General features: G+C 47.1%; 23 protein-coding genes and 2 pseudogenes. 10 read left to right on the top strand and 15 right to left on the bottom strand.

What is annotated here, in order from left to right; genetic code table 11:
• Positions 1 to 3: 3 nt before the first annotated feature.
• From DWX26_RS14350 to DWX26_RS14335, 4 genes are all read left to right on the top strand, one after another.
• Positions 4 to 1,740 carry a GerAB/ArcD/ProY family transporter gene (locus DWX26_RS14350; protein ID WP_118601670.1) on the top strand — a complete coding sequence of 579 codons (1,737 nt, stop codon included), beginning with the start codon at positions 4 to 6 and terminating at the stop codon, positions 1,738 to 1,740.
• Between the two features lie 96 nt (positions 1,741 to 1,836).
• Positions 1,837 to 2,583 (top strand): stage II sporulation protein R, encoded by a 747-nt coding sequence (spoIIR, locus tag DWX26_RS14345; RefSeq protein WP_117510034.1) that lies wholly within the window; start codon positions 1,837 to 1,839, stop codon positions 2,581 to 2,583.
• A gap of 197 nt (positions 2,584 to 2,780) precedes the next feature.
• Positions 2,781 to 3,605, top strand: coding sequence for a glutamate racemase (gene murI / locus DWX26_RS14340; protein WP_055221779.1), 825 nt, complete (start codon positions 2,781 to 2,783; stop codon positions 3,603 to 3,605).
• Positions 3,606 to 3,644: 39 nt separating this feature from the next.
• On the top strand, positions 3,645 to 4,097 hold the full coding sequence (locus DWX26_RS14335) for a DUF1934 domain-containing protein (protein WP_022462143.1): 453 nt from the start codon (positions 3,645 to 3,647) through the stop codon (positions 4,095 to 4,097).
• A 148-nt stretch (positions 4,098 to 4,245) separates the two neighbouring features.
• On the opposite strand, the gene DWX26_RS14330 is transcribed toward DWX26_RS14335, so the two are convergent.
• On the bottom strand, positions 4,246 to 4,701 hold the full coding sequence (locus DWX26_RS14330) for a hypothetical protein (protein WP_055221777.1): 456 nt from the start codon (positions 4,699 to 4,701) through the stop codon (positions 4,246 to 4,248).
• 243 nt (positions 4,702 to 4,944) lie between these two features.
• On the opposite strand from DWX26_RS14330, the gene tig reads away from it, so the two are divergent.
• Positions 4,945 to 6,180, top strand: a complete 1,236-nt coding sequence (gene tig, locus DWX26_RS14325) for a trigger factor (protein ID WP_158580616.1) — start codon at positions 4,945 to 4,947, stop codon at positions 6,178 to 6,180.
• A gap of 238 nt (positions 6,181 to 6,418) precedes the next feature.
• Here the strand turns inward: tig and fucO are convergent, their stop codons facing one another.
• From fucO to DWX26_RS14305, 5 genes and pseudogenes are all read right to left on the bottom strand, one after another.
• Entirely contained in the window at positions 6,419 to 7,567 is a 1,149-nt protein-coding gene (fucO, locus tag DWX26_RS14320; protein ID WP_055267142.1) for a lactaldehyde reductase, read from the bottom strand.
• A 110-nt stretch (positions 7,568 to 7,677) separates the two neighbouring features.
• On the bottom strand, positions 7,678 to 7,785 hold the full coding sequence (locus DWX26_RS17955; RefSeq protein WP_416388165.1) for a DUF6783 domain-containing protein: 108 nt from the start codon (positions 7,783 to 7,785) through the stop codon (positions 7,678 to 7,680).
• A gap of 5 nt (positions 7,786 to 7,790) precedes the next feature.
• A complete protein-coding gene (locus tag DWX26_RS14315) occupies positions 7,791 to 8,372 on the bottom strand; it encodes a TetR/AcrR family transcriptional regulator C-terminal domain-containing protein (protein ID WP_022462686.1) in 582 nt (193 codons plus the stop codon).
• Between the two features lie 135 nt (positions 8,373 to 8,507).
• Positions 8,508 to 9,644 (bottom strand): annotated as a pseudogene (gene codB / locus DWX26_RS14310) (cytosine permease); the annotation flags it as partial.
• A 120-nt stretch (positions 9,645 to 9,764) separates the two neighbouring features.
• Complete coding sequence (locus DWX26_RS14305) at positions 9,765 to 11,162, bottom strand: alanine/glycine:cation symporter family protein (RefSeq protein WP_117762264.1); 1,398 nt, start codon at positions 11,160 to 11,162, stop codon at positions 9,765 to 9,767.
• A gap of 285 nt (positions 11,163 to 11,447) precedes the next feature.
• On the opposite strand from DWX26_RS14305, the gene DWX26_RS14300 reads away from it, so the two are divergent.
• A complete protein-coding gene (locus tag DWX26_RS14300) occupies positions 11,448 to 12,431 on the top strand; it encodes a dipeptidase (protein ID WP_118601667.1) in 984 nt (327 codons plus the stop codon).
• 2 nt (positions 12,432 to 12,433) lie between these two features.
• On the opposite strand, the gene DWX26_RS14295 is transcribed toward DWX26_RS14300, so the two are convergent.
• The 7 genes from DWX26_RS14295 to DWX26_RS14260 form a co-directional block, all read right to left on the bottom strand.
• Positions 12,434 to 13,165 carry an ABC transporter ATP-binding protein gene (locus tag DWX26_RS14295; protein ID WP_117510043.1) on the bottom strand — a complete coding sequence of 244 codons (732 nt, stop codon included), beginning with the start codon at positions 13,163 to 13,165 and terminating at the stop codon, positions 12,434 to 12,436.
• A 3-nt stretch (positions 13,166 to 13,168) separates the two neighbouring features.
• The gene (locus DWX26_RS14290; RefSeq protein WP_118601666.1) at positions 13,169 to 14,047 is read right to left on the bottom strand and encodes an ATP-binding cassette domain-containing protein; all 879 of its coding nucleotides are present in this window, start codon (positions 14,045 to 14,047) and stop codon (positions 13,169 to 13,171) included.
• A 1-nt stretch (position 14,048) separates the two neighbouring features.
• Positions 14,049 to 14,852, bottom strand: a complete 804-nt coding sequence (locus tag DWX26_RS14285) for an ABC transporter permease (RefSeq protein ID WP_022462692.1) — start codon at positions 14,850 to 14,852, stop codon at positions 14,049 to 14,051.
• A gap of 77 nt (positions 14,853 to 14,929) precedes the next feature.
• Positions 14,930 to 15,874, bottom strand: a complete 945-nt coding sequence (locus tag DWX26_RS14280) for an ABC transporter permease (RefSeq protein WP_118601665.1) — start codon at positions 15,872 to 15,874, stop codon at positions 14,930 to 14,932.
• Positions 15,875 to 16,139: 265 nt separating this feature from the next.
• On the bottom strand, positions 16,140 to 16,691 hold the full coding sequence (locus DWX26_RS14270) for a stage V sporulation T C-terminal domain-containing protein (protein ID WP_055221761.1): 552 nt from the start codon (positions 16,689 to 16,691) through the stop codon (positions 16,140 to 16,142).
• Positions 16,692 to 17,025: 334 nt separating this feature from the next.
• Complete coding sequence (locus DWX26_RS14265; RefSeq protein WP_118601663.1) at positions 17,026 to 17,919, bottom strand: DegV family protein; 894 nt, start codon at positions 17,917 to 17,919, stop codon at positions 17,026 to 17,028.
• Between the two features lie 574 nt (positions 17,920 to 18,493).
• A complete protein-coding gene (locus DWX26_RS14260) occupies positions 18,494 to 18,943 on the bottom strand; it encodes an Rrf2 family transcriptional regulator (protein ID WP_118601662.1) in 450 nt (149 codons plus the stop codon).
• 230 nt (positions 18,944 to 19,173) lie between these two features.
• On the opposite strand from DWX26_RS14260, the gene DWX26_RS14255 reads away from it, so the two are divergent.
• The gene (locus DWX26_RS14255; protein WP_118601661.1) at positions 19,174 to 19,800 is read left to right on the top strand and encodes a DUF3786 domain-containing protein; all 627 of its coding nucleotides are present in this window, start codon (positions 19,174 to 19,176) and stop codon (positions 19,798 to 19,800) included.
• Here the strand turns inward: DWX26_RS14255 and DWX26_RS14250 are convergent.
• On the bottom strand, positions 19,722 to 20,369 hold the full coding sequence (locus DWX26_RS14250; RefSeq protein ID WP_055221747.1) for a TetR/AcrR family transcriptional regulator: 648 nt from the start codon (positions 20,367 to 20,369) through the stop codon (positions 19,722 to 19,724). The genes DWX26_RS14255 and DWX26_RS14250 overlap by 79 nt on opposite strands.
• Before the next feature lie 168 nt (positions 20,370 to 20,537).
• On the opposite strand from DWX26_RS14250, the gene DWX26_RS14245 reads away from it, so the two are divergent.
• The gene (locus tag DWX26_RS14245) at positions 20,538 to 21,308 is read left to right on the top strand and encodes an ATP-binding protein (RefSeq protein ID WP_117762263.1); all 771 of its coding nucleotides are present in this window, start codon (positions 20,538 to 20,540) and stop codon (positions 21,306 to 21,308) included.
• 170 nt (positions 21,309 to 21,478) lie between these two features.
• On the opposite strand, the gene DWX26_RS14240 is transcribed toward DWX26_RS14245, so the two are convergent.
• On the bottom strand, positions 21,479 to 22,690 hold the full coding sequence (locus DWX26_RS14240; protein ID WP_118601660.1) for an IS110 family transposase: 1,212 nt from the start codon (positions 22,688 to 22,690) through the stop codon (positions 21,479 to 21,481).
• 374 nt (positions 22,691 to 23,064) lie between these two features.
• On the opposite strand from DWX26_RS14240, the pseudogene tnpA reads away from it, so the two are divergent.
• Both tnpA and DWX26_RS14230 read left to right on the top strand, forming a co-directional pair.
• Positions 23,065 to 23,286 (top strand): annotated as a pseudogene (gene tnpA, locus DWX26_RS17760) (IS200/IS605 family transposase); the annotation flags it as partial.
• Between the two features lie 19 nt (positions 23,287 to 23,305).
• Positions 23,306 to 24,454: IS200/IS605 family accessory protein TnpB-related protein (locus tag DWX26_RS14230; RefSeq protein WP_118601659.1), on the top strand; the 1,149-nt coding region annotated here is incomplete at its 3' end.

Below are 24,454 nucleotides of genomic sequence, written 5' to 3'. Positions count from 1 at the left end.
CGCATGTTTTCGGAAAATGACAGAATTTCACAGCGCCAGATGAAACGCCAGATCGTGCTCGTTCTGCTCTGCCCGGCATTCTGGCAGCTCGCAGCGTACGGCGCATCGGACGGCCTGCCCGGTATGGCAGGGATTTTCGTTGGATATGGGCTGCTGGCGGTGTGGTGCATTTATCTCGTGCGCCTTGGCGGGCTTTACTGCCGCCTGGAAAGCGTGATGGGAAAGGCTGGGAAACTCCTTCTGGCAGTGATGTATCTGTGTTATCTGCTTTTCCTCGGCGGAACACTGCTTCGCAGAATGGCGGAGCTTGCCGCCGCGTATCTGACAGCAGGTGTACCGCAGGAGCTCTGCGGACTGTTTCTGCTCGCGGCGGCCGGGTTTGGTGTCGGCAGTGAAGTACAGAAAAGAGGACGGCTGGCGGAAGCACTCTATCCGTGGATTGTGGGCGGGATTTTGATTCTGCTTCTGCTGACGGTTCCGCAGATGCATGTTTCCTCGTTTGAGGATGCCTGGAAGACAGAAAAGTCTGTTGAAATTGTGGATAACGGAATACTTTTTGGGCGGAATGTGTGGAGAACACTGGAAAATGGAACACCGATTGCGCTGCTGCCGTTTTTACTGGGGCATGTGCAGAAAGAGCACAGGGGTGTCATTCTTCCGGTGACGCAGAGTATCTGGAAAACGGGGCTTCTTGTAATTGCAGGAAGCATGGCGCTGCTTGGCGTTTTCGGCCGGTGCGGCACGGCTGCGGCGCAGGACCCGCTCTTACTGTTAATGGCAGGAACGAGCCTGCCGGGTGGATTTCTGGAGCGATTTGATATTCTGTGGATGGCATTTCTTTTGATGGGACTGCTGTTCACACTGGGAAGTCTGCTGTTTTACGTATCGCTGATCGGAGAGAAGACGGGACTGTGGAAACCGCAGAATCTCTATGTACGGATCGGTACAGTGCTTTTTATATGGCTGCTGTCATGCGCGGAAAGCGGCTGGTCGGTCCGGTACGGTTACTTTCCGTTTTTCCTTGCCATCACGGTGCTGCTCGGCTTCTGCCAGAAGCATATGAAAAAACTGCGGCTTGTGTGTCTGGCGCTGGGCAGTATGATTTTCCTGTCATCCTGCGGGGCAGTAGAGCCGGAAAAGCGGCTGTATCCACTGGCGGTTGCCTTTGATTATGTGTCGGAAGAGGCGACTGCGCCGGAAAACAGTGAAACTGGGGAAGAAACCGGGACGGTGGTCAGTGAGAGCGGCGGAGAAAAGGAGACGGCTGGCGGTAAATGGCGCGTCTGGTATGCGCCTGCGAATCTTGCGGTGGTGACTGGCCAGGGAAAGGATGAGCAGGAGGAGGGAACCGACGAGGACCCCGCATCGCTGTTCTTTGAAGCGGAGACGTTTGAGGAGATTGCGCAGCAATATGACAGCACAGAGGAATATGATCTCGACACCGGACACGTCCAGGCGATTGTATTTTCCGATGCACTGCTCAGTGACCGGGGACGGATGGAAGAACTGTTGAAGTACCTGGAACAGGACCGTGCGCTTGGGCACAGTGCCTATCTGTTTCACGCAGAAAAACCAGAAGATATCATGGAGCAGAACGGAAAACAGGTGGAGTCCGTCGGTGAGTACCTGTGCGGAATTTATGACAACCGGGTGAAAAGAAAAGAGGCGGTGACACTGGCGGACTTGTGCTATGCGTGGGAAAACGAAAGGAGCATTCCGTGGATTCCGAAAGCGCCGTAAAAGGTTTAAAGTGTATGGAATATCGGAGCGGATAGTGAGTGTCTGTGTATAAAAGTTTTGCAATCCGGCAAAACTGGAAAAAACAGGAGGCAGCATATGAATGAGAAAAAAGTACAGAGCCGGAAACGGAATCAAAATCAGACACAGAAGAAATCCAGGGACAGGCAGGCGCAGCCCCGAAATACATTTGGGAACCAGCATAGAAGTCAATTCCAGGCGGCATTTCAAATTTTCTGCCGCCGCTGGCTCCCCGTCTGCATTGCAGCGCTGATCCTTTCTGGAACCGCCAATCTTCTCCGCGAGTCCCGTCTGCAGCAGGAGGTCGCTGCAAAGATCGTGCGCTTTCACGTAAGAGCCAACAGCGACTGCGCCTCCGACCAGCAGATCAAGCTTCAGGTACGCGATGCCGTTGCCGAAGAACTACAGACGATCCTGCACGGAGCCGAAACAAAAGCAGAAACCGAAGAAATCCTGCGTGAAAACGAGCCCTCCATCCGTGCCGCCGCCCTTCAGACGCTGCGCGCAGGAGGCAGTACTGACGATATCACCGTAACGTACGGAAAAGCCAGTTTTGAGGAAAAAGAAACGGGCAATTATATTCTCCCCGCCGGAACGTACGACGCTCTTCAGATCAACATCGGCAGAGCCAAAGGGCACAACTGGTGGTGCATGCTGTACCCGTCCATCTGCTTTTCGGATGCCCTGCGTCCCGTAAACGAGGACGGCGAAAGTGCAGAAAAAGTCGAAAAAAGCCGGATTCCGCTGCAGAATCTGTTGAGTGACGCCGCCTACCGCGAAATCCTGAAAAGTGACCGGATTTCGTTCCGGTTTTTCTGGCGTTAAGCGGATTTTTCGAAAGACTTTCAAGAGAAATGATTGCAATATTCCTCCATTCGGGTTAAAATAATGTATCAGCGACCTATTTTAACCAGGGTCGTGAAATGAAAAAAGAAATGTAAAAATTCAGATATATTAAATATAGAAATGAACCCCATTCGGCATGACAAAAAAGTAATGCCGGATGAAAAATGGAGGAAAGTATGAAAGCAGACAGACAGGCGCCGATCGGCGTCTTTGATTCCGGTGTCGGCGGACTGACCGTAGTGCGTGAGATTATGCGAAACCTGCCCGACGAACGAATCGTATATTTTGGAGATACCGCGCGTGTGCCGTACGGTTCCAAATCGAAAAATACCGTCATCCGTTATTCCCGCCAGATCGTACACTTTCTGGAAACCCAGCAGGTCAAGGCAATCGTCATCGCCTGCAACACCGCAAGTGCGCTGGCACTCGATACGATCGAAAAAGAGATCGATCTCCCGATCATCGGCGTGGTAAAACCGGGCGCACAGATGGCCGTCGAGACGACGCAGAACAAGCGCGTCGGCGTCATCGCAACCGAGAGCACTATTCAGAGCGGCCTCTACCAGCAGCTTATTACCGAGGCAGATCCGGCGATCACCGTTTACGGAAAACCGTGTCCGCTGTTCGTGCCGCTCGTGGAAGAGGGCTGGACAAAAGATCCGATCACCGAGGAAGTGGCGCGCCGCTATCTGGCAGAGATTCTGGATAAAGACATCGACACGCTGATTATGGGATGCACCCACTATCCGCTGCTGCGTTCTCTGCTGCGGAAAGTAGTCGGAGAAAAAGTAACACTCGTCAACCCGGCATACGAAACCTCACAGGCACTGCGCAGACTGCTGCGGGAGCTGGATCTGGAGAATCCGGGAAACGATGAGCTGGGCCGTCAGAAATACCAGTTCTTCGCAAGCGACGGCGTGGAGCGGTTCAATGCCTTCGCACATTCCGTTCTGCCGGAGCAGATCAGCGATACGAAACAGGTACAGATTGAAAACTATTAAAAACGACATACAGAAAAGAGAGAGGAACACCAGAAAAGGATGGAAAAAGACGTACTCATCAGCATCCGCGGACTGCAGTATCTGATGGATGAGGAATCCGGCGAACAAGAACCGGTGGAGGTTATGACGACGGGTTCGTACTACAAGAAAAACGGCCATCACTTTCTGATCTATGACGAGGCAACCGAAGGCTTTGACATGATGACGCACAACATGATCAAATTTACGGAAAATGCCCTCGAGGTGCGCAAGCGCGGCCTCATTGATGTCCATATGATTTTTGAGGAGGATAAAAAGAACATTTCGTTTTATCACACGCCATATGGCATGATCAACATGGGAGTTGCGGCGACGAAGGTCAGAATGAAAGAGACGCCGGATCAGATTTTACTGAAGGCAGAATACGCGCTCGACATCAACGACAGCTACGTGGGGGACTGCGTAATCGATATCGAGGTAAGACCGCGGGAAGGCGGAAAACTGAATTTATAAAAAAATACCCGGGAAGAATGAAAATCATTCAACTCGGGTATTTTCGCGAGCAACGAGCCAAAGTCCGGGCTTGCACGAGACCTTGGCGACTGCCGCGAAAGCAAAAAGAAACACGCAAAGCGTGTTTCTTTTTGTTTCAGATGAAATTTTATTTCTCCTCGCCGCGTGCCTTGCGGAGCATTTTCTGCCAGAAGCCGTTTTTCTTTTCCGGCTGCTCTAAAGAACCGCGGATGCCGCGAACGCCGGTGATGTAGATACCGCTTACGGTAGCCTTGACTTCTTTTTTCACCGGGATCTGATCGAAGATAGCAGCGTCGCAGATCAGGGTCATGATTCTCGGACCGACTTTTGCTTTGACGATCGGCAGTTTTGCGCGACGCATCATTTTCGGTGTCTGGTCAATGACCATCTGTGGGAGTCCGGAATCTTTCATGCGAAGCTTTTTCTTATCTATGATCAACATGGAGACAGTCTGTTTCATGGCCTCCATTTGTTCCTGCTGTGCGGCCTGTTTTGTCTGTGCTTTTTTACCGAAGTAATACAGCAGACCAAGGATGACAGCGATGACAGCTAATACGATTAATACGATAATCCAGGGTTTCATCCCTCTATTCCTCCTCTGCAAAAAATAATGTGGGCATCGGAACATACAATGCCAGTCTATGAACATTCTAACATTGATTTCGGCAAAACGCAAACACATTTTAGCGCAATCCAGGCGATTTTACGGTCGAAAATCATAAGAATTTCTAAAATCGGAGCCCCAGCCTTTTTTTTACCAGACAAGTATGGTAAAATGAGATTTACAACGCGCCGGGAACGGTGTAGTATGGAGGAAAATTCAAGAATGAAAAGAAAAGCAGCAGTCATGCTTCTGCTCATGACACTGGGAGCAGCCAGTGTGAGCGGATGTGGAAAAAACAATACAACAAGCAGCAGTTCCGTATCAAGCGCAAGCAGCACAAGCGCTTCCTCAGCATCCGATGCGTCGAGCGCAGGCAGCACATCGTCCGACAGCACAGCTTCTGAGGAATACGCTTCCCCAAGTGATGTAGACGGGATTCCGGTTGTCGATGAGGAAGTTGATCCGGCAGAGTGTGTAACGCTTGGAGATTACAAAAAGCTCACACTGGAAAAGAAAGTAGAGCAGGTAACGGATGATGACGTACAGACGGCCATTATGGCAGAGACAGCTGTCACCATGGACGATCCGGATGCCACCGTACAAAAAGGCGACACCGCCGATATTGCCTATGTTGGCAAAGTTGATGGCAAGGAGTTTGACGGCGGAAGCAGCGATTCCTACAATCTGGTGATCGGATCCGGTACCTTCATCGATGGATTTGAGGATGGTGTCATTGGAATGAAAACAGGGGAGACAAAGGATCTGAACCTGAAATTCCCTGACAGCTATCAGAGTACCGATCTGGCAGGAAAAGATGTTGTGTTTACCGTTACGGTAAATGCGTTTACCCGCCCGGCAGAAAACATTGACGGATGGGAGCTCGATGATGCATGGGTAGCAAAAAATACAGATTACAGTACTGTGGAGGAATACCGTGCCGGAAAACGCGCAGAGCTGGAGGCTGCAAATGAGACGACAGCGGAAAATAATTTGCAGGACGATGCGATGAAGCAGGTAGCAGACAGCTGTACCTTCACAAAAATCCCGAAATCCTACGTCACTCTCGGCGAGGAGGATTACGATAAACGGTATACCAGCTATCTGCAGAATTACGGCATTTCCCTGGACGACTATCTGGAGCAGTATGCGGACAGAGCGACCTACAATCAGGAGAAAGCAACGTATGCAGGAACGATGGCAAAAAGTGCCCTTCTTCTGGATGCCGTAAAAGAGGCAGAAGGCTGGACAACAGATGACCAGGATTACCAGCAGATCTTAAACGATGAGGCAGCCAATGCCAATATGTCGCAGGAAGATTTCCTGAAAGCAGCCAATGACTATTACGGGGAAGATACGGTAGTGCGCAACATCATGATGGAGCGCATGATCAATATGGTTCTCGACAATGCAACAGTCAATACCGTGACTGTGGATGCAGACGGAAATACAGTAAAATAAAAAGAAAAATCACCCCGGAAAACAGGATGAAAACTTCTGTTTTCCGGGGTGATTTAACCGAATCAAGTAAGTCCCCTGCTTCCATTGCGAAAAGCAATAAGCAGTGGGTGGGGACTTGCTTGTATCAGAAGGAGTGCAAGCTCCTTCTGATAAACTGCGGAGCAGTTATTCGGTTATGAGCAAGTAGCGAAGCGGATTGCGAATATCCGCTTCGCATGTGGGAAACGAATTATGTTCGTTATGCCATGATTTTACGGAACAGATCCTTCAGATCTTCTACGCTTGCATCCTTCGGGTTGCCCGGTGCGCAGGCATCTGCGTGTGCGGAATCTGCAAGGAACTGCAGATCTTCTTCTTTGACTGCCTCGAGAACAGATGGGATTCCAACGTCTGCGGACAGCTTCTTAACAGCATCAATCGCTGCTTTTCTGTACTCTTCCTGAGTCATTTCATCTACACCTGCAACGCCCATGGCACGTGCGATTTCGCGGTATTTCTCACCGGTGCACTCCTGGTTGTATTCCATAACGATCGGAAGCATCATGGCACATGCAACACCGTGTGGGGTATCATAAACAGCACCAAGGGTGTGTGCCATGGAGTGAGCGATTCCAAGACCTACGTTGGAGAAGCCCATACCTGCGATGTACTGGCCAAGAGCCATTCCTTCGCGTCCCTCTTTGGTGTTTGCGACAGCACCGCGCAGAGATTTGGAGATGAGTTCGATGGCTTTCAGATGGAACATGTCAGTCATTTCCCATGCAGCTTTTGTGGTGTAGCCTTCGATTGCGTGAGTCAGAGCGTCCATACCGGTGGAAGCGGTCAGGCCTTTCGGCATGGAGGACATCATATCCGGGTCAACAACTGCGATGATCGGCATATCATGCGGGTCAACGCATACGAATTTACGTTTTCTTTCTACGTCGGTGATAACGTAGTTGATGGTAACCTCTGCAGCAGTACCGGCTGTAGTCGGAACGGCGATGATCGGTACACATGGATTTTTGGTCGGTGCGGTGCCCTCAAGGCTTCTGACATCCTCAAACTCCGGGTTTGCGATGATGATACCGATGGCTTTGGAGGTATCCATAGAAGAGCCGCCGCCGATGGCGATCAGATAGTCAGCGCCAGATGCCTTGAAAGCTTCTACGCCGTGTTTTACGTTTTCGATGGTCGGGTTTGGTTTGATATCGCTGTAAAGCTCATAGTCGAGTCCGTTTGCGGTCAGAATATCGGTTACTTTGGAAGTAACGTTGAATTTAATCAGATCCGGGTCAGAGCATACGAAAGCTTTCTTGAAGCCGTGTGCCTTTGCTTCATTTGCGATCTCGGCAATAGCGCCTGCTCCGTGATAAGAGGTTGCATTTAAATTAATACGATTTGCCATGATTGAAAAACTCCCTTCTAAAATGAATGAATGGTTTTACTGAACTTGTTATTATATTAACAAATCCGGAAGGGAAAAAGAAAGTGACAGAAGAAGCGAAGTGTAACACTTTAAAAAAAATCGCCATTGTGACAAAAACAACAGAACAAAATTTGTGAAAAATAACCAGAGCGTGTCTGAAAAACCATTTCCGCAATCTGCAAGTCCCACTTTGACACGCGCTCTAAGAGAGCAGCTGCAGATTCCGGAACAGTTTTTTTAAGTCTTCCGGCATTGCTCGGACGAGAAGAGCGGCAAACTCGGAAGGTGTCAGATCCATGCCGGTAAGCACCCATTTTACGGTCATGGTGATGGAACCCTGACAGTACATCTCGAGAAGAAAATGCATTTCCGGTGAAACCGGACTGCCGCTTTTTTCGTGAATCAGATTTTCGTAGAACGCGAGAATCAGGTCGAAATCGTGCTCACGCAGAGAATTCTGCTTGTCGTAGCGGAAGGCAGCGGCGAAAAAAGCTTTTTCTTTCTGAATATAGGTAAATTTCTTTTCCAGACTGTCAAAAACGGTCGTTCCGCGACCCATATGTTCGAAGGATTTTGTCAGTAATTTATCAAAATACCAGTTGATCAGATCGTATTTGTCGAGAAAATTGCGGTAGAAGGTCTGGCGGGTAACACCACAGATTTCACAGATCTGGCGCACGGTGATCTCTTCAACGGGTGTTGTTTTCATGCACTCCTTCATGGATTCGGCAAGACGGTATTTTGTTTTTTCTCCTTTGGGAGCAGATACGGTGGAATGGATCATCCGGGCAGTTTCCTTTCGTTTCGAAAATTGTAACTATGCAGAGTTATGCATACATTATAACGCGAATCAGAAGAAATAAAAAGCCCTGAACATGTTTCCAGGATGAAAGCGAGAAACATGCCAAGGGCGTTATTGTTATTTTCTTTTGTTTACGGCCTGTCCGACACAGTAGCATACAGCGGCAACAGCCATGCCGTTGATGGAAGCGATGCCCCAGTGTAAGAGGTTCGCAACAATGGCACCGAGAATGACACCGGCAACCGCAAACCAGTCTACGGTTTTAAGCTTCGGCTGATCGGTTTCAAAGTCCTCTTTGTTCATGAAGTAGGCGAGTACCAGAATCGTGCCGACCGGCGGCAGGGTACAATTCAGAATGTTGAGCCAGCCGCAGAAGTTGTAGTACAGCCATACGGAGGCAACCGTTCCGATGATACCGGAAAGGAGAACCATCGGTTTTTTCCTCTGATGGAAGATGTTGGCAAGACCAAGACCTGCGGTGTACAGGGCGTTATCGTTTGTAGTCCAGATATTAAGACCGAGAACGAGAACAGCCAGGTAGAACAGGTTCAGGCGGACCATAACCTCGAAGATATCGTTTCCGCCGACAAAGATCGAGGAAACAGCACCGAAGAAAAACATCAGGGAATTTCCGATAAAGAAAGCCACAACCGTGGTGATGGCACCCGCTTTTCCGTTCTTTGCAAAACGTGCGAAGTTCGGGGTTGCGGTTCCGCCGGAAACGAAGGAGCCGATGACAAGACCGGCACCGCCGATGATAGTCAGCGATCCGCTGGATTTGGCAAACTGATCGATGATCGTTCCGTCGCCTCTCATTACGGCCATGACCATGGCGATCGTTCCGAGAATGGCAACACTTGGTACAGCGATATAGCTGACGATGGTCAGAGATTCAATACCAAAATAGGCAGAGGCGGTCATGCAGACGCCGGCAAGAATAACAAGTCCCCACTGTGCCGCAGTGCTTCCGCCGAGCAGCTCCTTGGAAACCGGAATTGCAAACATGGCAAGACCGACACCAAACCATCCGATCTGCGTAAAGCTGGTCATGGCTGACGGCAGATAGGAACCTTTTTCGCCAAAGGCTCTCTGGGACAAAAGATCAAGTGACAGACCGGTTTTTGCACCGACGTAGCCGAGCAGACCGGTATAAATACCAAGAATGATTCCACCAAGGATCAGTGATCCCAAAAAGCCCCAGAAATCGAGGCCGTCAGCGAGCTGCTGGCCTACCCACATGCTTGCCGAGAAGAAGGTGAAGCCAAGCTATAAACTTTTAACAGTGTAAGGGGTAGCAACCTGATTGTCAAGGGAAAAGGCGAATTTACATGATTTTCTTACAGAAGAAGGGAATGCGCCGCGAGAAAAGGAATTTTACCGGGTTTTGCCTTCTCCGGAAAAATATTCCTTTGTAAGTTCCACAACCTTGCCCGAAAGCAGGAAGAGCGCAATCAGGTTCGGGATCGCCATGAGGCCGTTGAAGGTCTCGGCAATGCTCCACATCAGGCCGAGATTTGCGGTGGCGCCAAGGATGGCAACCAGCGCATAGGCGGCCATAAAATATTTTGTGATTCTTTCGGAGAACAAAAACTCGATGCAGCGTGCACCGTAAAGTCCCCATCCGAGAATCGTGGAAAAGGCGAAGCAGCACATCGCGAACGCGGTGAGCAGCGAAACCCAGTTTCCGTATGTAAGGGTAAAACCGCTGATGGTCAGCTCTGCGCCGGCAGCCTGTCCGTAGGTGATGGAAGTACCGCTGCAGAGAATAACAAGTGCAGTTAAGGTACAAATCACGATCGTATCAGTAAATACCTCAAAGATACCGAACATACCCTGTTTGACCGGCTTTTTTGTGTCGGCACAGGCATGCGCGATCGAACCGGTACCAAGACCTGCCTCGTTTGAGAAAATACCGCGGGACACACCTTTTTTCACACTCATGAGCATGCTTCCGACGATACCGCCTGTAACAGCAGAGGGACGGAAGGCGCCCTCAAGGATCGATACGAAAACAGATGGAATCCGGTTGAGATTCAGTAAAATTACACCGATGGCAAGGACAATATAAAACAGAGCCATAAACGGAACGAGCTTTTCTGTTACCTGTGCGATCCGTTTGACACCGCCGAGCAGGATCAGCGCTACGAGTACCGCAATGATGATACCCTGAATCAGGTTGGAGGTCGGGATCGCGTCCTTTGAGATCACATGGTAATTCATCAGTGCGGAGTTGACTGCGGTTGTGATGGTGTTGACCTGCGTTGCATTTCCGGTTCCGAACACAGTCAGTACACCGAAAGCAGCGAAAAGATAGGCCAGAAAATGCCATTTTTTGCTGAGACCGTTTTTGATGTAATACATCGGTCCGCCGACGAGTTCCCCGTTGGCGTTTTTCTCGTGGTAGAAAACAGCCAGTGTTACCTCGGCAAATTTCGTACACATGCCGAGCAGGGCGGAAACCCACATCCAGAACACGGCACCGGGTCCGCCGATAGCGATAGCGCCGGCAACACCGGCAATATTACCGGTACCGACCGTGGCGGCAAGTGCTGTACAGACCGCCTGGAACGGTGTAATTGCGCCATCGGAAGCATCTCGTTTGCGGAACATTCTTCCGAGCGTTGTGCGGATCGCATACGGGAATTTTCGAATCTGGAGAAAACGGGTGCGCAGACTCAGGTAAAGGCCGACACCGAAAATGCAGATCATAGCCGGAACACCCCAGATAAAATTGTTCACGGCATTGTTGATGGTTTCAATCAGTTGGAGCATAGATACCTCTTTCTTTTTCATAAGCAGAAGCACTTTCTTGGAAGATCAGTGCTTTCATAAAGTAACACAATGCAAAAAGTATATCATCTCAGACGAGATTTGCAAGTTTTTTTCGAGAAAAAACGCGGACCCCCAAATTTTTTGCGATTCCGGAAAGATATATTTTCTCTAGCCTTATGGGTTTACCATGAGCCAGGCGGTTTTTTACGTTTTCTTCCAGTTTTTGTGAAGGAATGCAGCGAAGTATGATAGAATAGAGAAAAAACAGAAAAGAGGATTATTGCCATGTTTCAGGTAATTGATATGCACTGCGACACCATCCCGGCGCTGCAGTGGAAGGAAAAACAGGAGCATCTTGCGGATGCGGATCTTCAGATCAATCTGGATAAGCTGGAAAAGGGCGGCAGCCTCTGCCAGTGCTTTTCTTTATTTACGTTCCTGAAGGGACTGAAAGACGAAACACCGTTTGAGCATGTGAGAAAGCTGGCTGATCTCTGGAAATCAGAGGTGGAACGGTATCCGGACCGTATTTGTCAGATCAAAACGTATGCGGATCTGATGCAGGTACAGAAGGAAGGAAAAATAGGTGCGGTGATGACCGTCGAAGAGGGTGGTGTCTACGAGGGAAGCATAGAGAAGCTGCATACGCTGTATGATTTCGGTGTGCGGATTTCCACGCTGACCTGGAACTTTCCGAATGAGCTTGGATTTCCGAACCCGGCGCAGGAAGAGGGAAAGCCATATCTTCCGGATCTTGAAAACGGGCTGACATCGACCGGTATTGCCTTTGTCGAGGAGATGGAGCGGCTCGGCATAGTGATCGATTTATCACACTTAAATGATGCTGGAATCCGCGACGTTTTTGCGCATACGAGAGGTCCGGTCATTGCGTCCCATTCCAATGCGCGCGGCGCGTGCTTCCATCTGAGAAACCTTTCGGATGAAATGATTCGTCAGCTCGCAGAGCGTGGCGGCGTCACCGGTATCAATTTCTGTCCGTCGTTTCTGCGCGAGGAGGAGCCGGCAGCGAAAAAGGCATCGACGATGGATATGGTGCGCCATATGAAATATCTGCGCAACGTCGGCGGTATCGATATCATCGGCCTTGGAACCGATTTTGACGGTTTCAGCGGTGAAACGGATGTGCCGGACACCGCGCATATGCAGCATCTCGCAGATGTGATGAGCCACGAAGGCTTTACAGATGAGAAGATCGAGAAGGTCTTTTCCAAGAATGTACTTCGGGTGTTTAGAGAATGCTGGAAATAAAACTACAGCTCCGGTGATGCCGCCAGAAGCTCCTTTGTATAATCATTCTGCGGATGCGCAAACAGTTCTTCCGTCTCCGCGTTCTCCACAATCCGGCCTTCTTTCATCACGAGAACCCGGTCGCACATCTGATAGATCACGTTGAGGTCATGCGAGATAAAGAGAATCGAGAGCTGAAGCTCCTCCTGAAGCTGAACCATCAGCTCCATGATCTGCTTCTGAATCGTCACATCGAGAGCGGAAACCGGTTCGTCGGCAAGGATCAGGCGTGAGCCCTGGATCAGTGCGGCCGCGATGCTGACTCTCTGGCGCTGGCCGCCGGAGAGCTCATGCGGGCGGCGTTTCAGGTGCTCTGCGGAGAGGCCGACTCTTTCGGCCATCGCAAGAACCCGTTTTTTTCGTTCTTCTTTTGGAACTTTCTGCATCCGAAGCGGCTCCTCTAAAATCCAGGAGATTTTCTTCGCAGGATTCAGGGAAGAAAACGGATCCTGGAAAATCATCTGCGGATGGTCGACCTGCGAAATTATTTCGCCTTCATCTGGGCGGATAAATCCTAAGATCACTTTGGAGAGTGTCGATTTTCCGCATCCGCTCTCTCCGACGAGACCGAGAATTTCATTTTCATGAAGCTCGAAAGAGATATCATGAAGCACCGTTTTTCTCTGCTTTCCCTCCTGATAGGAGGCAGAAATATGGCTGACTTTCAGAATGTTGTTCGGACTGATTTCTTCCATGGGTTATTCCTCCTTTTCCGCCGGCGGAGCAGCTTTTTTGTCAGAGCCTGTCGGCCATTGAGCTGTTGGAGCGATTTTGATTCGCTTTCGCAACGATGTTCGTCGGTTCGGAATTGCATCGAGCAGGCGGCGGGTGTAGTCTTCCTTCGGGTGGAAAAAGACATCGTCTACACTGCCGGATTCCACAATCGTCCCATGATTCATGACGATGACCCGGTCACAGAGCGAACGGATGACGCCGAGGTCGTGTGAGATAAAAAGAATCGCCGTGTGATGGCGTTCATTGATTTTTTTCAGCAGCTTTAAGATCTGCGACTGAATCGTCACATCAAGAGCTGTTGTCGGCTCGTCTGCAATCAGAAGCTTCGGTTCTGTAATAAGCGCCGCAGCGATCATCACCCTCTGGCGCTGACCGCCGGAGAGCTGGTGCGGGTATTTTTTGCAAAGCTTTTCCGGGTCGGGAAGCTCGACCTCATGCATTATGGCAAGAACCTTTTCATGACGTTCTGCCGGTGTGCAGCTCTCATGAATCAGCAGTCCCTCTGCAATTTGTTCTTCGATGGTCAGAACCGGATTTAAAGAGGTCATCGGCTCCTGAAAAATCATGCTGATTTCTTTTCCGCGGATGCGCTGCAGATCCTGGCTGGAAGCGTGCGCAACGGAAGAACCTTCGTAGAGAATTTCTCCGCCGGATACGGCGGAATTTTCCTTTAAAAGGTGCAGAATGGAGAGTGCTGTCTGCGTTTTGCCGGAACCGGATTCCCCGACAATGCCAAGCGTCTCACCTTCTTCTAAGGAAAAGGAGATGCCTTTTACCACTTCGGTCGGTGGCGTGGTATCGTAAAATGCAATTTTTAAGTCACGTACATCGAGAAGTGCCATATCAGTTACCGCCTTTCTTCTGTAATCCGTCGCCGAGGAGCGATACGCCAAGCGCCAGTAAAATGACGGCAAGACCGGGGAAGACAGAGCCCCAGGGAGCAGTCATCAGATACGTCTGGGATTCTGAGAGCATCCGTCCAAGCGAGGCATCGGGCGGCTGGACACCGATGCCGAGAAAGCTCATGCCGGCCTCGGAGAGAACGGCGTTGTTGAAACCGATTGCTGCCATCGAAAGAAGGGACGGGACCGTATTTGGCAGGATATGTACAAATATGATCCGAAGATGGGAAACACCCATCAGACGGGCACTTTTGACATAGTCCATATCTTTGCGTGCGAGAAATTCGCTTCTGGTGATACGTGCAAAGCTCGGAATGAATACGATACCGAGTGCAAGGATCACGTTGTATTTGCCGGGACCCAGCAGCGCGATAAATACCAGCGCCAGCAGGATTCCCGGAAAGGAAACAATGACATCGTTTATGCGCATCAGGATTTCGTCAATCCATCCGCCAAAATACCCGGTGAACGCACCGACAAGAACACCAATGGTTCCGCCGAGCAGCAGAGTAGCGAAAGCGACGAAGAAGGTTGTACCGGTTCCTTTTAAGACGCGGCTGAAAATATCGCGTCCAAAGTGATCGCAGCCGAACGGGTGCGACAGAGATGGAGCAGCAAACTTGGCTGCGCCGTTCATTGCATCCGGGTCGTACGGTGTGTAGAAAAAGCCGATCAGAAGAAACAGAAGCATAAAAGCGGTGAGAACAGCTCCGATGATCAGCGTGAGATTGCGTTTCTTTTTCATAATGAAAACCCTTTCTTTTGTCGTGGGCGGCTCCCCACGACCTTTCGGTCGCGGGAGCTGATGATCGAAAGCTCCCGTCAGTCTTTTACGCGGATACGCGGATCAATTCTGCCATACAGCAGATCTACCACGAAATTGATGATAATAATGAGGGCGGCGATCAGTACAAGGATGCCCTGAACCACGGGGTAATCGCGGTTGGAGATCGAAGTGATCAGAAGATTGCCCATGCCCGGAATCGAAAAAACCTGTTCCAGAATAATGCTGTTTGCCACAATATCTGCGATTGTCATGCCCCAGAAGGTCAGTACCGGAATCAGGGCGTTTTTCAGCACATGGTGATACATAACACGGTGTGTACTGTTTCCGCGGGAATAGGCGGTGCGCACATAGTCGGCATCGAGCTGCGAGAGCACAGAGCTGCGCAGCATTTTGACAGCCATGGAACAGCGCGGAAGTGCAATGGCGGCAGACGGTGCAACAAGATAACCGATAAAACCGGAAAAATTTTCAGAAATCGGCACATAGGCGCCCGGCTGAAACCATTTGAGAATCAGACCGAAAAGATACGTGATCAGAATACCGATGAAAAATCCCGGCACAGACATGATCACCTGATTGATCGTCATGATCAGCCGGTCCAGATGGCCTCCGGCGTGCTGTGCTGTGAAAATGCCGATGGGAATCGAGACAACAAGGATCATCAGGAATGCGATAACGGTGATAGCGATGGTAATCGGAACTTTATCGCGGATCAGTTCTCCGACCGGCATCGAGTACGAATACGAGGTGCCGAGATCTCCATGAAAAAAGCCGGTTACCCACGAAGCATACCGTTCCAGAACCGGCCGATCCAGTCCCATTTCCTTTTGCAGAGCCTCAATCCGCTCCGGCGTCGCCTCCGTGCCAAGCTGCGATTTTGCCGCATCTCCGGGTATGACGGAAAAGGCAAAGAACGATAAAAAGGATACAAGAAGCAGCGTAAGAAGGAGAGAGCCGAATTTCTTTGCAATGTATTTCATGAATGGAAATTCCTCCTTGTGTAATGTAGGATACACCGGGAATTTTTCCCGGCTTATAAAAGCAGGCACAGAAAAGCTTCGGGCATATCGGTTGAAGGCTTTCGTGCACGTCATTTTTATTGTAGACAATGCAGGTGTAAATAGCAAGATAAAATTGGAATATCTCGAATTACAGAATAACAGAATAACAGGAAAAGGCCTCTTGCATAACCGGTGCGGATGATGCAAAAAGCCTTTGATAAATTGCCTTCGATAAATCCCCTGTTTAGTTTTCCATTTCCCGTCCGAGGTACGTTGCCGCTACCTGGAGGAGCTTCTTTTCCGTGTCGCCCGGCAGGGACTCCCTGTCTTTGCCGCAGAGAATGACCGAACCGATGGCATCACCGGAGGAGAGAATCGGAAAAATGAGCTCCGGCAGAGGAGTAGTATTGTCTGTGTTTTCCAAAATTGAAAAATAAGCCTTTTCACCGGGACGCGCAAGTACTGTTTTCCGGTTCAGAATCGCCTCCTCCAGCCGGCTGCTGATGGACTTGCCAAGATAATTTTTCTGTTCCGGCCCGTTTGCCGCCACAATCTGTTCCTGATCCGAAACACAGACGAGACATCCGGTCACCGTTGAAATCGATTTTGTAAACCCTGCTGCGCATTCCGCCAGCTCTTCGATCGGTGAGTATTTCTTCAGGATAATCTCACCCTCCCGTCCGGTATAAATTTCCATGGCCTGTCCCTCCCGGATCCGCATCGTGCGCCGGATTTCCTTGGGAACTACCACACGCCCCAGATCATCAATCCTTCGAACAATTCCCGTCGCTTTCATATGAAAAATTCCTCCTGTTTTTACAATGTACTTTCGGAATCTTTCTGCACTTGCTTTTGCGGCTGATTTTCCGCCAGTTGCACCCGAATTTCATCAACGTACGCGCCGCGTACGCCTCAGAAATTTAGGCACAACGGGCAAGAAATCATCTCACAAAATCAAGCACAGAAAGACTCCGAGAGTACATCACATACTTTCCATAATTTGTGTTGTATGGGTAGTATGTGGAAAAACAGGTGGAATTATGCATGGAAAGAAGAAACGTATTTCCGCTGTTTACAGCAATTTCGGAAAAAATACAGTGGAACAGCAGTGGTTAGTCTGGTTGCTCCTTTTACAGAAGACTGCGGTCTTTTCCGAGATAGAACAAAGCGATCGTATCCGGTCCGACATGGCTTCCGGTGCAGTAATCGTAAGAAGTATTGATAAATTCACGCACCTTCACTCTTTTCTGGATTTCTTCCATCATATAAAGAGATTCCTCATAGGCATCTGCATGTGCGATTCCGACGATCTGCTTTTCCGGTTCTTCGATCGTTTCACAGAAGAGACGGATCAGTTCATTTAAAACGGCCTTGCGCCCGCGGACATTCTTGTAGGAAACAATATAGCCATCTTCACTTCCACGCAGAATCGGTTTGATTTTCAGCATATTTCCGACCACAGCGACACTTCCCTTGATTCTTCCGGTACGGGAAAGATATTTCAGATCGCCGACGGTGAAAACACCGTTCATTTTGCCAACATAGGTTTCCAGAAGATCTGCCGCTTCGTCTACGTTCATGCCCCGATCGCGCATCTCGCTGGCATAGATGGCGAGGATGCCCTGTGCAAGAGAGGCATTCAGGGAATCGACGAGGCGGATTTTACGTTTTCCGCCGTATTCTTCAAGAAGCTCCTCTGCAGCAAGTCTTGCGGAGTTATAAGTTCCGCTGATGTTTTTGCTTAAGGAAAGATAGATGACATCCTGATCTGCCTCAAGAGCGGTGCGGAACGCATCCGCAAAATTTGCGGTGCTGATCAGTCCGGTCTTGATTTCACAGCCGGTGCGCATGGCATTGTAATATTCTTTTCCTTTTGCAAGCTCCTCTTCCGGTGACAGATCCGGGTCGAAGCAGACCAGCTCTTTTCCATTCACAAGATTGACGAAAGAAACGACATGGATATCGTATTTTTTCGCAGTAACAGCAGGCAGATTTGCTGCTGAATCAACAAAAACCTGAAACATAAATAAATTCTCCTTTGTAGTGTAAATGTCCCCCAAAATGATGTAACTTTTGATAAGCATTGTAACATATTGTATCACCAAAGAAGAGGGATTTCAATGGAGGATAGACAACATACTACAAAGGAGTGTGCCGACAAGTTGATTCCTGAAATCATCTGTTTTCGGAAGAAATTTGACCAGGTATCAATGCATAGTAATAATGACCAAAAACGGCAGACGTATTTTTAGTAAAAACCGCTTTTGAAATAAAATCGTTTTATCTATAAATGAGCAAGTTCGTGATTTTGCATAAAAGAAAGACACCTTGATTCTTGATGTTGTATAATGAAAGTGACGAAACAAACATTTGCAACATTTACGAAAGAAGGTGCCTCTTGCAAATACTATACATCATTCTTTATTCATATACAACCAGCTTAAGCAATTAAGGATAGAGTAAACTTACTGTCAGTTGGAGAGTTGCAGAAGATTCCCTGCTATGAACTTGACCAGATTGTTTTCTCATAGTCTACTTCTCCCACAGTGTTTTGGTAGCATTTCGTATTTGCTGAAGGTACATGAAAGTGTTCTCCTGTTAAATAATATTCTGTAAGTTATTTTCTATAGATATCCGCTGATAGTAGGTATCTATGATATCCTGCAAAGTAATCGTATTCATTTTTTCTTCGGTAGCCTTTTGAATTTCATTATAAAATCCCTGCAAAGATAACTGAATGTTAATGCCAACGCCACAATCTGGATTGGTATGAGTATCTAAATGAAGCAATGGTTTATCACCTTCAACTGCTTTATAAATATCCAGCAATGTAATCTGATCGGCTGGTTTTGAAAGAGAAGGACGGGCATGTCCGGCTACACTTGTCATAAGTTCCGCTTTTTTTAGTTTTAACATAAGCTGGCGTACAAAGCCGGGATTTGTATGGACACTTTCTGCAATTGAGGCACTGGAGAGGGATTTTTCCTGGTTGATAGCAATCAGAACCATCACATGAACAGTATCACTTAATTTCGTTGAATATTTCATGATAAGAAACTCCTTGTAGTATGATATAATGATCTTGTTTTCACGTTTTTGGGATGAAAATATTTCTGGTTTGTTTAAAACATCCTAAGTTCTCAACAGTTCTTTTTAATGTGTTGATAAACTGTACATTTTTTAATGCTTTGATGATTGTAAATAATATAATTACAACTATAATGGAGATTAAAGGAAAAGTCAACACAGATACTATAAATGTTCACAAAGGAGAACTTATGGAATACAAAAATCAAACAGAAAATCGTGCATTTCATGAAATGTTGCAGGCAGCAGTAAAACGGCTGCAAAATCGTTCCGGAGAGGAGATTGCTGCAAAAAGCGGGGCTGTTTTTCATAGCAGCCGGAATGTACTTGAGATAATGAGTTTTTATGAAACGATTGAAATTCAACTTCCTGAATTCTATATTAACTCAGACATAGATGAATGGCATTATCTGACGTTGTTGCATTATCTGGATATGGCCGATGGCACAGAAGGCTCACAGAAGCGCATTACTTTTGGTAACCTGAAAGATGGATTGATACGGGGAACCAAGTTTGACCGGACTGCAGAGCAGAAACTGGAAAAGCTTTTGCAGGATAAAGATCCTGAGAAAATTCAGAAAGCATGTAAAAACCTGGGTGCAGAATTCACAGAGACAAAGGCGGATCTGTGTGCTGTTTTTCCAGTTCTGCCAAGATATCCGGTAACTTTAAAGATATGGTTTGCAGATGAAGAATTTCCTGCATCTGGCAAAATATTTCTTCAGGATCATGCCGATCATTATCTGAGTGTAGAAGATGCGGTAACAGTTGGAGAAATTTTGTTGCAAAAATTATCGGAAGCATTTTCTTCTCTCTGATCATGAATCAGAAAACTTTCCAGCCCGGATTTGATAAATTTGTCGATTACTGTCTGAATCTGTTTCCAGTCATTACAATGATTGCGGAGCATCAGTCTGTTGATGGAAAGGCAGCCATTCATTTGAAAATAAAAAACCGATTCTGCCTGTTCAAAGGTCAGGAGGCTGTGTGACATAAGCCAGGTCACATAGCCTTCTTTTGTATTTTCTGCTATTTTTTCCAGAAGAATAGGGGCAATTGCATCATCCAGAAACAGTGCCCTGTATTGTGATTCCATCTGTATTTTCTGACAGAACGGATAGGAACAGCTTTTTTGATTTAGACAGAATAAATGATCTACAGTTGTTAACATATCCTGAGTCATATCATTAAAAATATCTGATAATACATCATAGATATCGTAGTAATGAAGATAAAAAGTGCCACGGTTGATTTCAGCATTTTTGCAGACCTCTGTAACTGTAATTTTCGTAAAACTTTTCTGCTTTAACAATTCTAAGAACGTATCTTTTATGGTTTGTCTGGTATAGCGGGTACGGCGATCTTGTTTTTTCGCTTTTTCTGACATTATATACTCCTGTATTATTTGGGATCATATGATTCCTCAACAATTTTTCTTATATGTTGAGTAACCATACAAATCTCACAGACTGATTATTGTAATTTATATAGTAACAACTATAATGAGGTTTAAAGAAAAAGTCAACAGATTGTTCAGAATTTTAGGAGGAAAAATATGGGACATGTAATTGCAGTATCAGGAAAAGGTGGCGTAGGAAAAACAACTCTTTGTGGATTGTTGATCCAGTATTTATGTGAAAGCGGAAAACGTCCGGTCCTGGCGGTGGATGCAGATGCAAATGCAAATTTGAACGAAGTGCTCGGTGTTGAGCCGGAGGTCACACTTGGGGAGCTGAGAGAAGAAATTGAGCGGGCAGGCATAGACCCACGATATCAGATTCCCTCCGGTATGACAAAACAGGCATATCTGGAAATGCGTCTTTCTGATGCGATTGCAGAAGAAGACGATTATGATTTGATGGTAATGGGACGAACCCAGGGACAGGGCTGCTATTGTTTTGTAAATGGCCTTGTACAGACCCAGGTTCAGAAACTGCAAAGCCATTATCCATATATTGTGGTTGATAACGAAGCGGGTATGGAACACATCAGCAGAGGAATTCTGCCAATGATGGAAGTTGCGATTCTTGTGAGTGACTGTTCCAGAAGAGGTGTTCAGGCAGCCGGACGTATTGCAAAGCTGATGAATGAATTAAACTTTAAACCACAGAAAACTGGATTAATCGTGAATCGTGTTCCGGATGGAAAACTGGATGCCGGAACTCTGGAAGAAATCCGAAATCAGGGATTGGAACTGTTAGGCGTTGTACCACATGATGACCAGGTATATCAGTATGACTGTGATGGAAAGCCGATCATACGGCTTCCGAAAGATTCTCCTGTAAGAAGTGCACTGGGAGAAATTGTAAAGAAGTTAGGATTGTGAGTTGGAGGATTGGAAGTTTGAAAACTGCGCGTCGCATTCTCGTTACTTCAGCCTGCAAATAAAAAGTCAATACTAAAATTGAAGAAAGTTAAAAAACTTTACAGGTTAAAAATTAGGCATTAAAATAAGGCCACCACAACCAGTGCTGGTCTGAAAGTAAAAGTTTTGAATTAGCTTGGATCAGGAAGAACAGAAAGATATTCTTTCACTCGTCCATAGTATATTCTGAGAAATTTATTAGCACCTGCAGTCATATAAACATAGTAAGGCTTACCCTGGGTGCGTTTTCTGTCCATGAATTGATATACAGGATCATCCTGAGGCATGGTTTTGATAAGAACATCCATTACTTGAAAAAGAGTCTTTCTTAAATTTGAAGATCCACGTTTGGATGTTGGGACGCTTTTTTGGGCATAGGAACCAGATTCGTTTACCCCAGGATCAACTCCGGCGAATGCAGTAAGGGCTCCTTTATGCGTGAATCTGGTTACATCACCGATCTCAGCCATAAGCTGTGGACCGAGAGATGGACCAATCCCTTTAAACTGCATGACAATTGAGTATTCAGGAAGCTTTGAGGCAGTCTCGTTCATGAGAGTGCGTATTGTTTCGACAGTAACGGAAGTACTGTTGAGCTGATTGACAGCTTGTCTGATGATATGTTTGGTTATTTCATTCTTAGGAAATACTGGAACAAGTTCCTTTGTTTTGGTGTAAATTTCTTCCGCTTTTGATTTATTGAAGGCATATTTTTTGCGCTTGCACCAGTTCTGATAATGTTCAACAAAAGCGTTTAGAGACATTTTACGAATGCAATCTACATGCCAGTATGTAGAGACAAAATCAACCCATTTCTGGGAACCATCACTGCGGGTGGGACTATTGAAATAAGTATTTGCATTTGGATAGGTCTGGTCAATGAGGCCAATAAGATTATTTTTCATAGCCGTTTTTTGTTTCACATAGAAATGGAACTGACGATTCATGACCTTTAGCTGAGCGCGTAATTCATCTGTAATACTATACGGTTCAAGACTTTGCCATTTGTCAAGAGCGTAGCGGGCAATCTTGACAGAATCAGCTTTGTCGGACTTGATTTTGCGAAGAGAATCGTTATTAAAATCTTTGACCAACTTGGGATTAACAGCACTGACAAAGAGATCTGCTGCTGAAAGCTGGTGAGCAAGTGCTTCGTAGTAGCGGCCGGTATGTTCCATTACAACCCGGGATTCACCTTCGATAGAATGAATAAGTTTAATAAGTGAATGGATATCACTGGATGTGTGCTTAATCTCAAAAGGAGAGGATACAATCTCCCCAAATGGTCTCAGAATTGTAACCATACTTTTACCTTTTGAAACATCGATACCTACTGCGTTCATAAATTTATCACTCCTTAAAAAATATTACAATGGATAAATACCAGTTTTACTCATTACCTGTTCAAACTACTGTGTGTGACACGAATGCACCTAATGTGATTCAACCTGCATAAAACGAACACTGTGAATGAGGAGCCGGTTATCAGTCTAAAGTACGGACGCGAGGTCCAAGTGATGAAGTCGATATACCATTGCATCCTACATTCTAACAGTTTAAGTAATGAGATGGATAAATCCTTACTGGAAGTAAGGGGATTACCCATAAATATATTGTAGTAGTGATGAGTTAGACGCGCAAAATTTTTACCAAAATGGGAACAAATGTTTGAGTTATTCCTATGCATATGGTATACTATTTTTATGAAGAAAGAAGTCATCTGCTTGTAGATTACCGACCACAGTTTTATATTTCAGACATGATCAAAATCATGAAGGGGAATCTTGCACACCAGATGTTCCTTTTACATCCAGAGCTAAAGAAAGAGTTGTGGGGAGGACATTTGTGGAATCCGTCTTATTGTGCTGTAACGGTCAGTGACCGGAGCCGTGAACAGGTACTTGCTTACATAGAAGGGCAGAAGGAAAAATCCCGTTAAAACCCGGAGGAAAAAGCGAATGAAAATCATATCCAGTTATGGTGTAGAATTACGAAAACAGAATATTCCGATCCGCCAGACACTGGAGATTTACCGTTCTACTGTCCGCTATCTGGTCAAAGTGTATGAATCTGTATGGGAAGAACTGGCCCAAATTGAGGAAAGTAAGAAACGTTTCAATGCAGCGGAACATCTGGTGCATACAACAAAACGGAATCCGGCCCGGTTTGACTTTGATTTCTGCTTTCCCAAGATACCATCCTATTTCAGACGGGCGGCAGTCCAGCATGCGCTTGGGAGTGTATCTTCTTATCGGACGCGTCTGGAACAGTGGAAAGCAGAGGGACAGAAAACAGGAAAGCCGTATCTGAAAAGTGAGCAGTATGCCATGCCTGTTTTTTACCACGATGTCATGTACCGTGAAAACACAGAAGAGAAAGATGCGGCCTTTTTAAAACTGTACGATGGCCATGACTGGAAATGGTTTGCTGTGCGGCTGAAACATACGGATATGGAGTATTTAAGAAAACACTGGTCGGGCAAAAAAGCTTCGGCGCCAACGTTGGAGAAAAAGCACGACAAGTATTTTCTGCGTTTTACGTATGCGGAAGAGGTATCTTTAAGCCGGACACCTGTCAAAGAACAAACGATCTGCAGTGTGGATCTCGGCATCAATACGGATGCGGTCTGTACCATCATGCGTCCAGACGGAACTATCCTGGGAAGAAAGTTTATTAACTTTCCCAGTGACAAAGACCGGATGTACCGTGTGCTGGGACGGATCCGAAGATTTCAGCGGGAACATGGATCGCGTCAGGCGCAGGGAAGATGGGCATATGCAAAACGTCTGAATACAGAGCTTGGCAGAAAGATTGCAAGGGAAATCGTTCTGTATGCGTCAGAAAAGAAGGCAGATGTGATTGTTTTCGAATATCTGGAAATGAAAGGAAAACTTTCTGGGAAGAAAAAGCAGAAACTGCAGATGTGGAGAAAACGTGATATCCAGAAACGGTGCAGACAGCAGGCACACAGAAAGGGAATCCGAATTTCCCGAATCTGTGCCTGGAACACGAGCAGGCTTGCCTTTGATGGATCAGGAGAGATTGCCCGTGATATACGGGATCATCGTCTGTGTACGTTTCAGACTGGAAAAAGATACAACTGTGAT

Source organism: Blautia sp. AF19-1 (assembly GCF_003479155.1).
Lineage (GTDB): Bacteria > Bacillota > Clostridia > Lachnospirales > Lachnospiraceae > Fusicatenibacter > Fusicatenibacter saccharivorans.
This window is presented reverse-complemented; position numbering and strand designations above follow the sequence as displayed.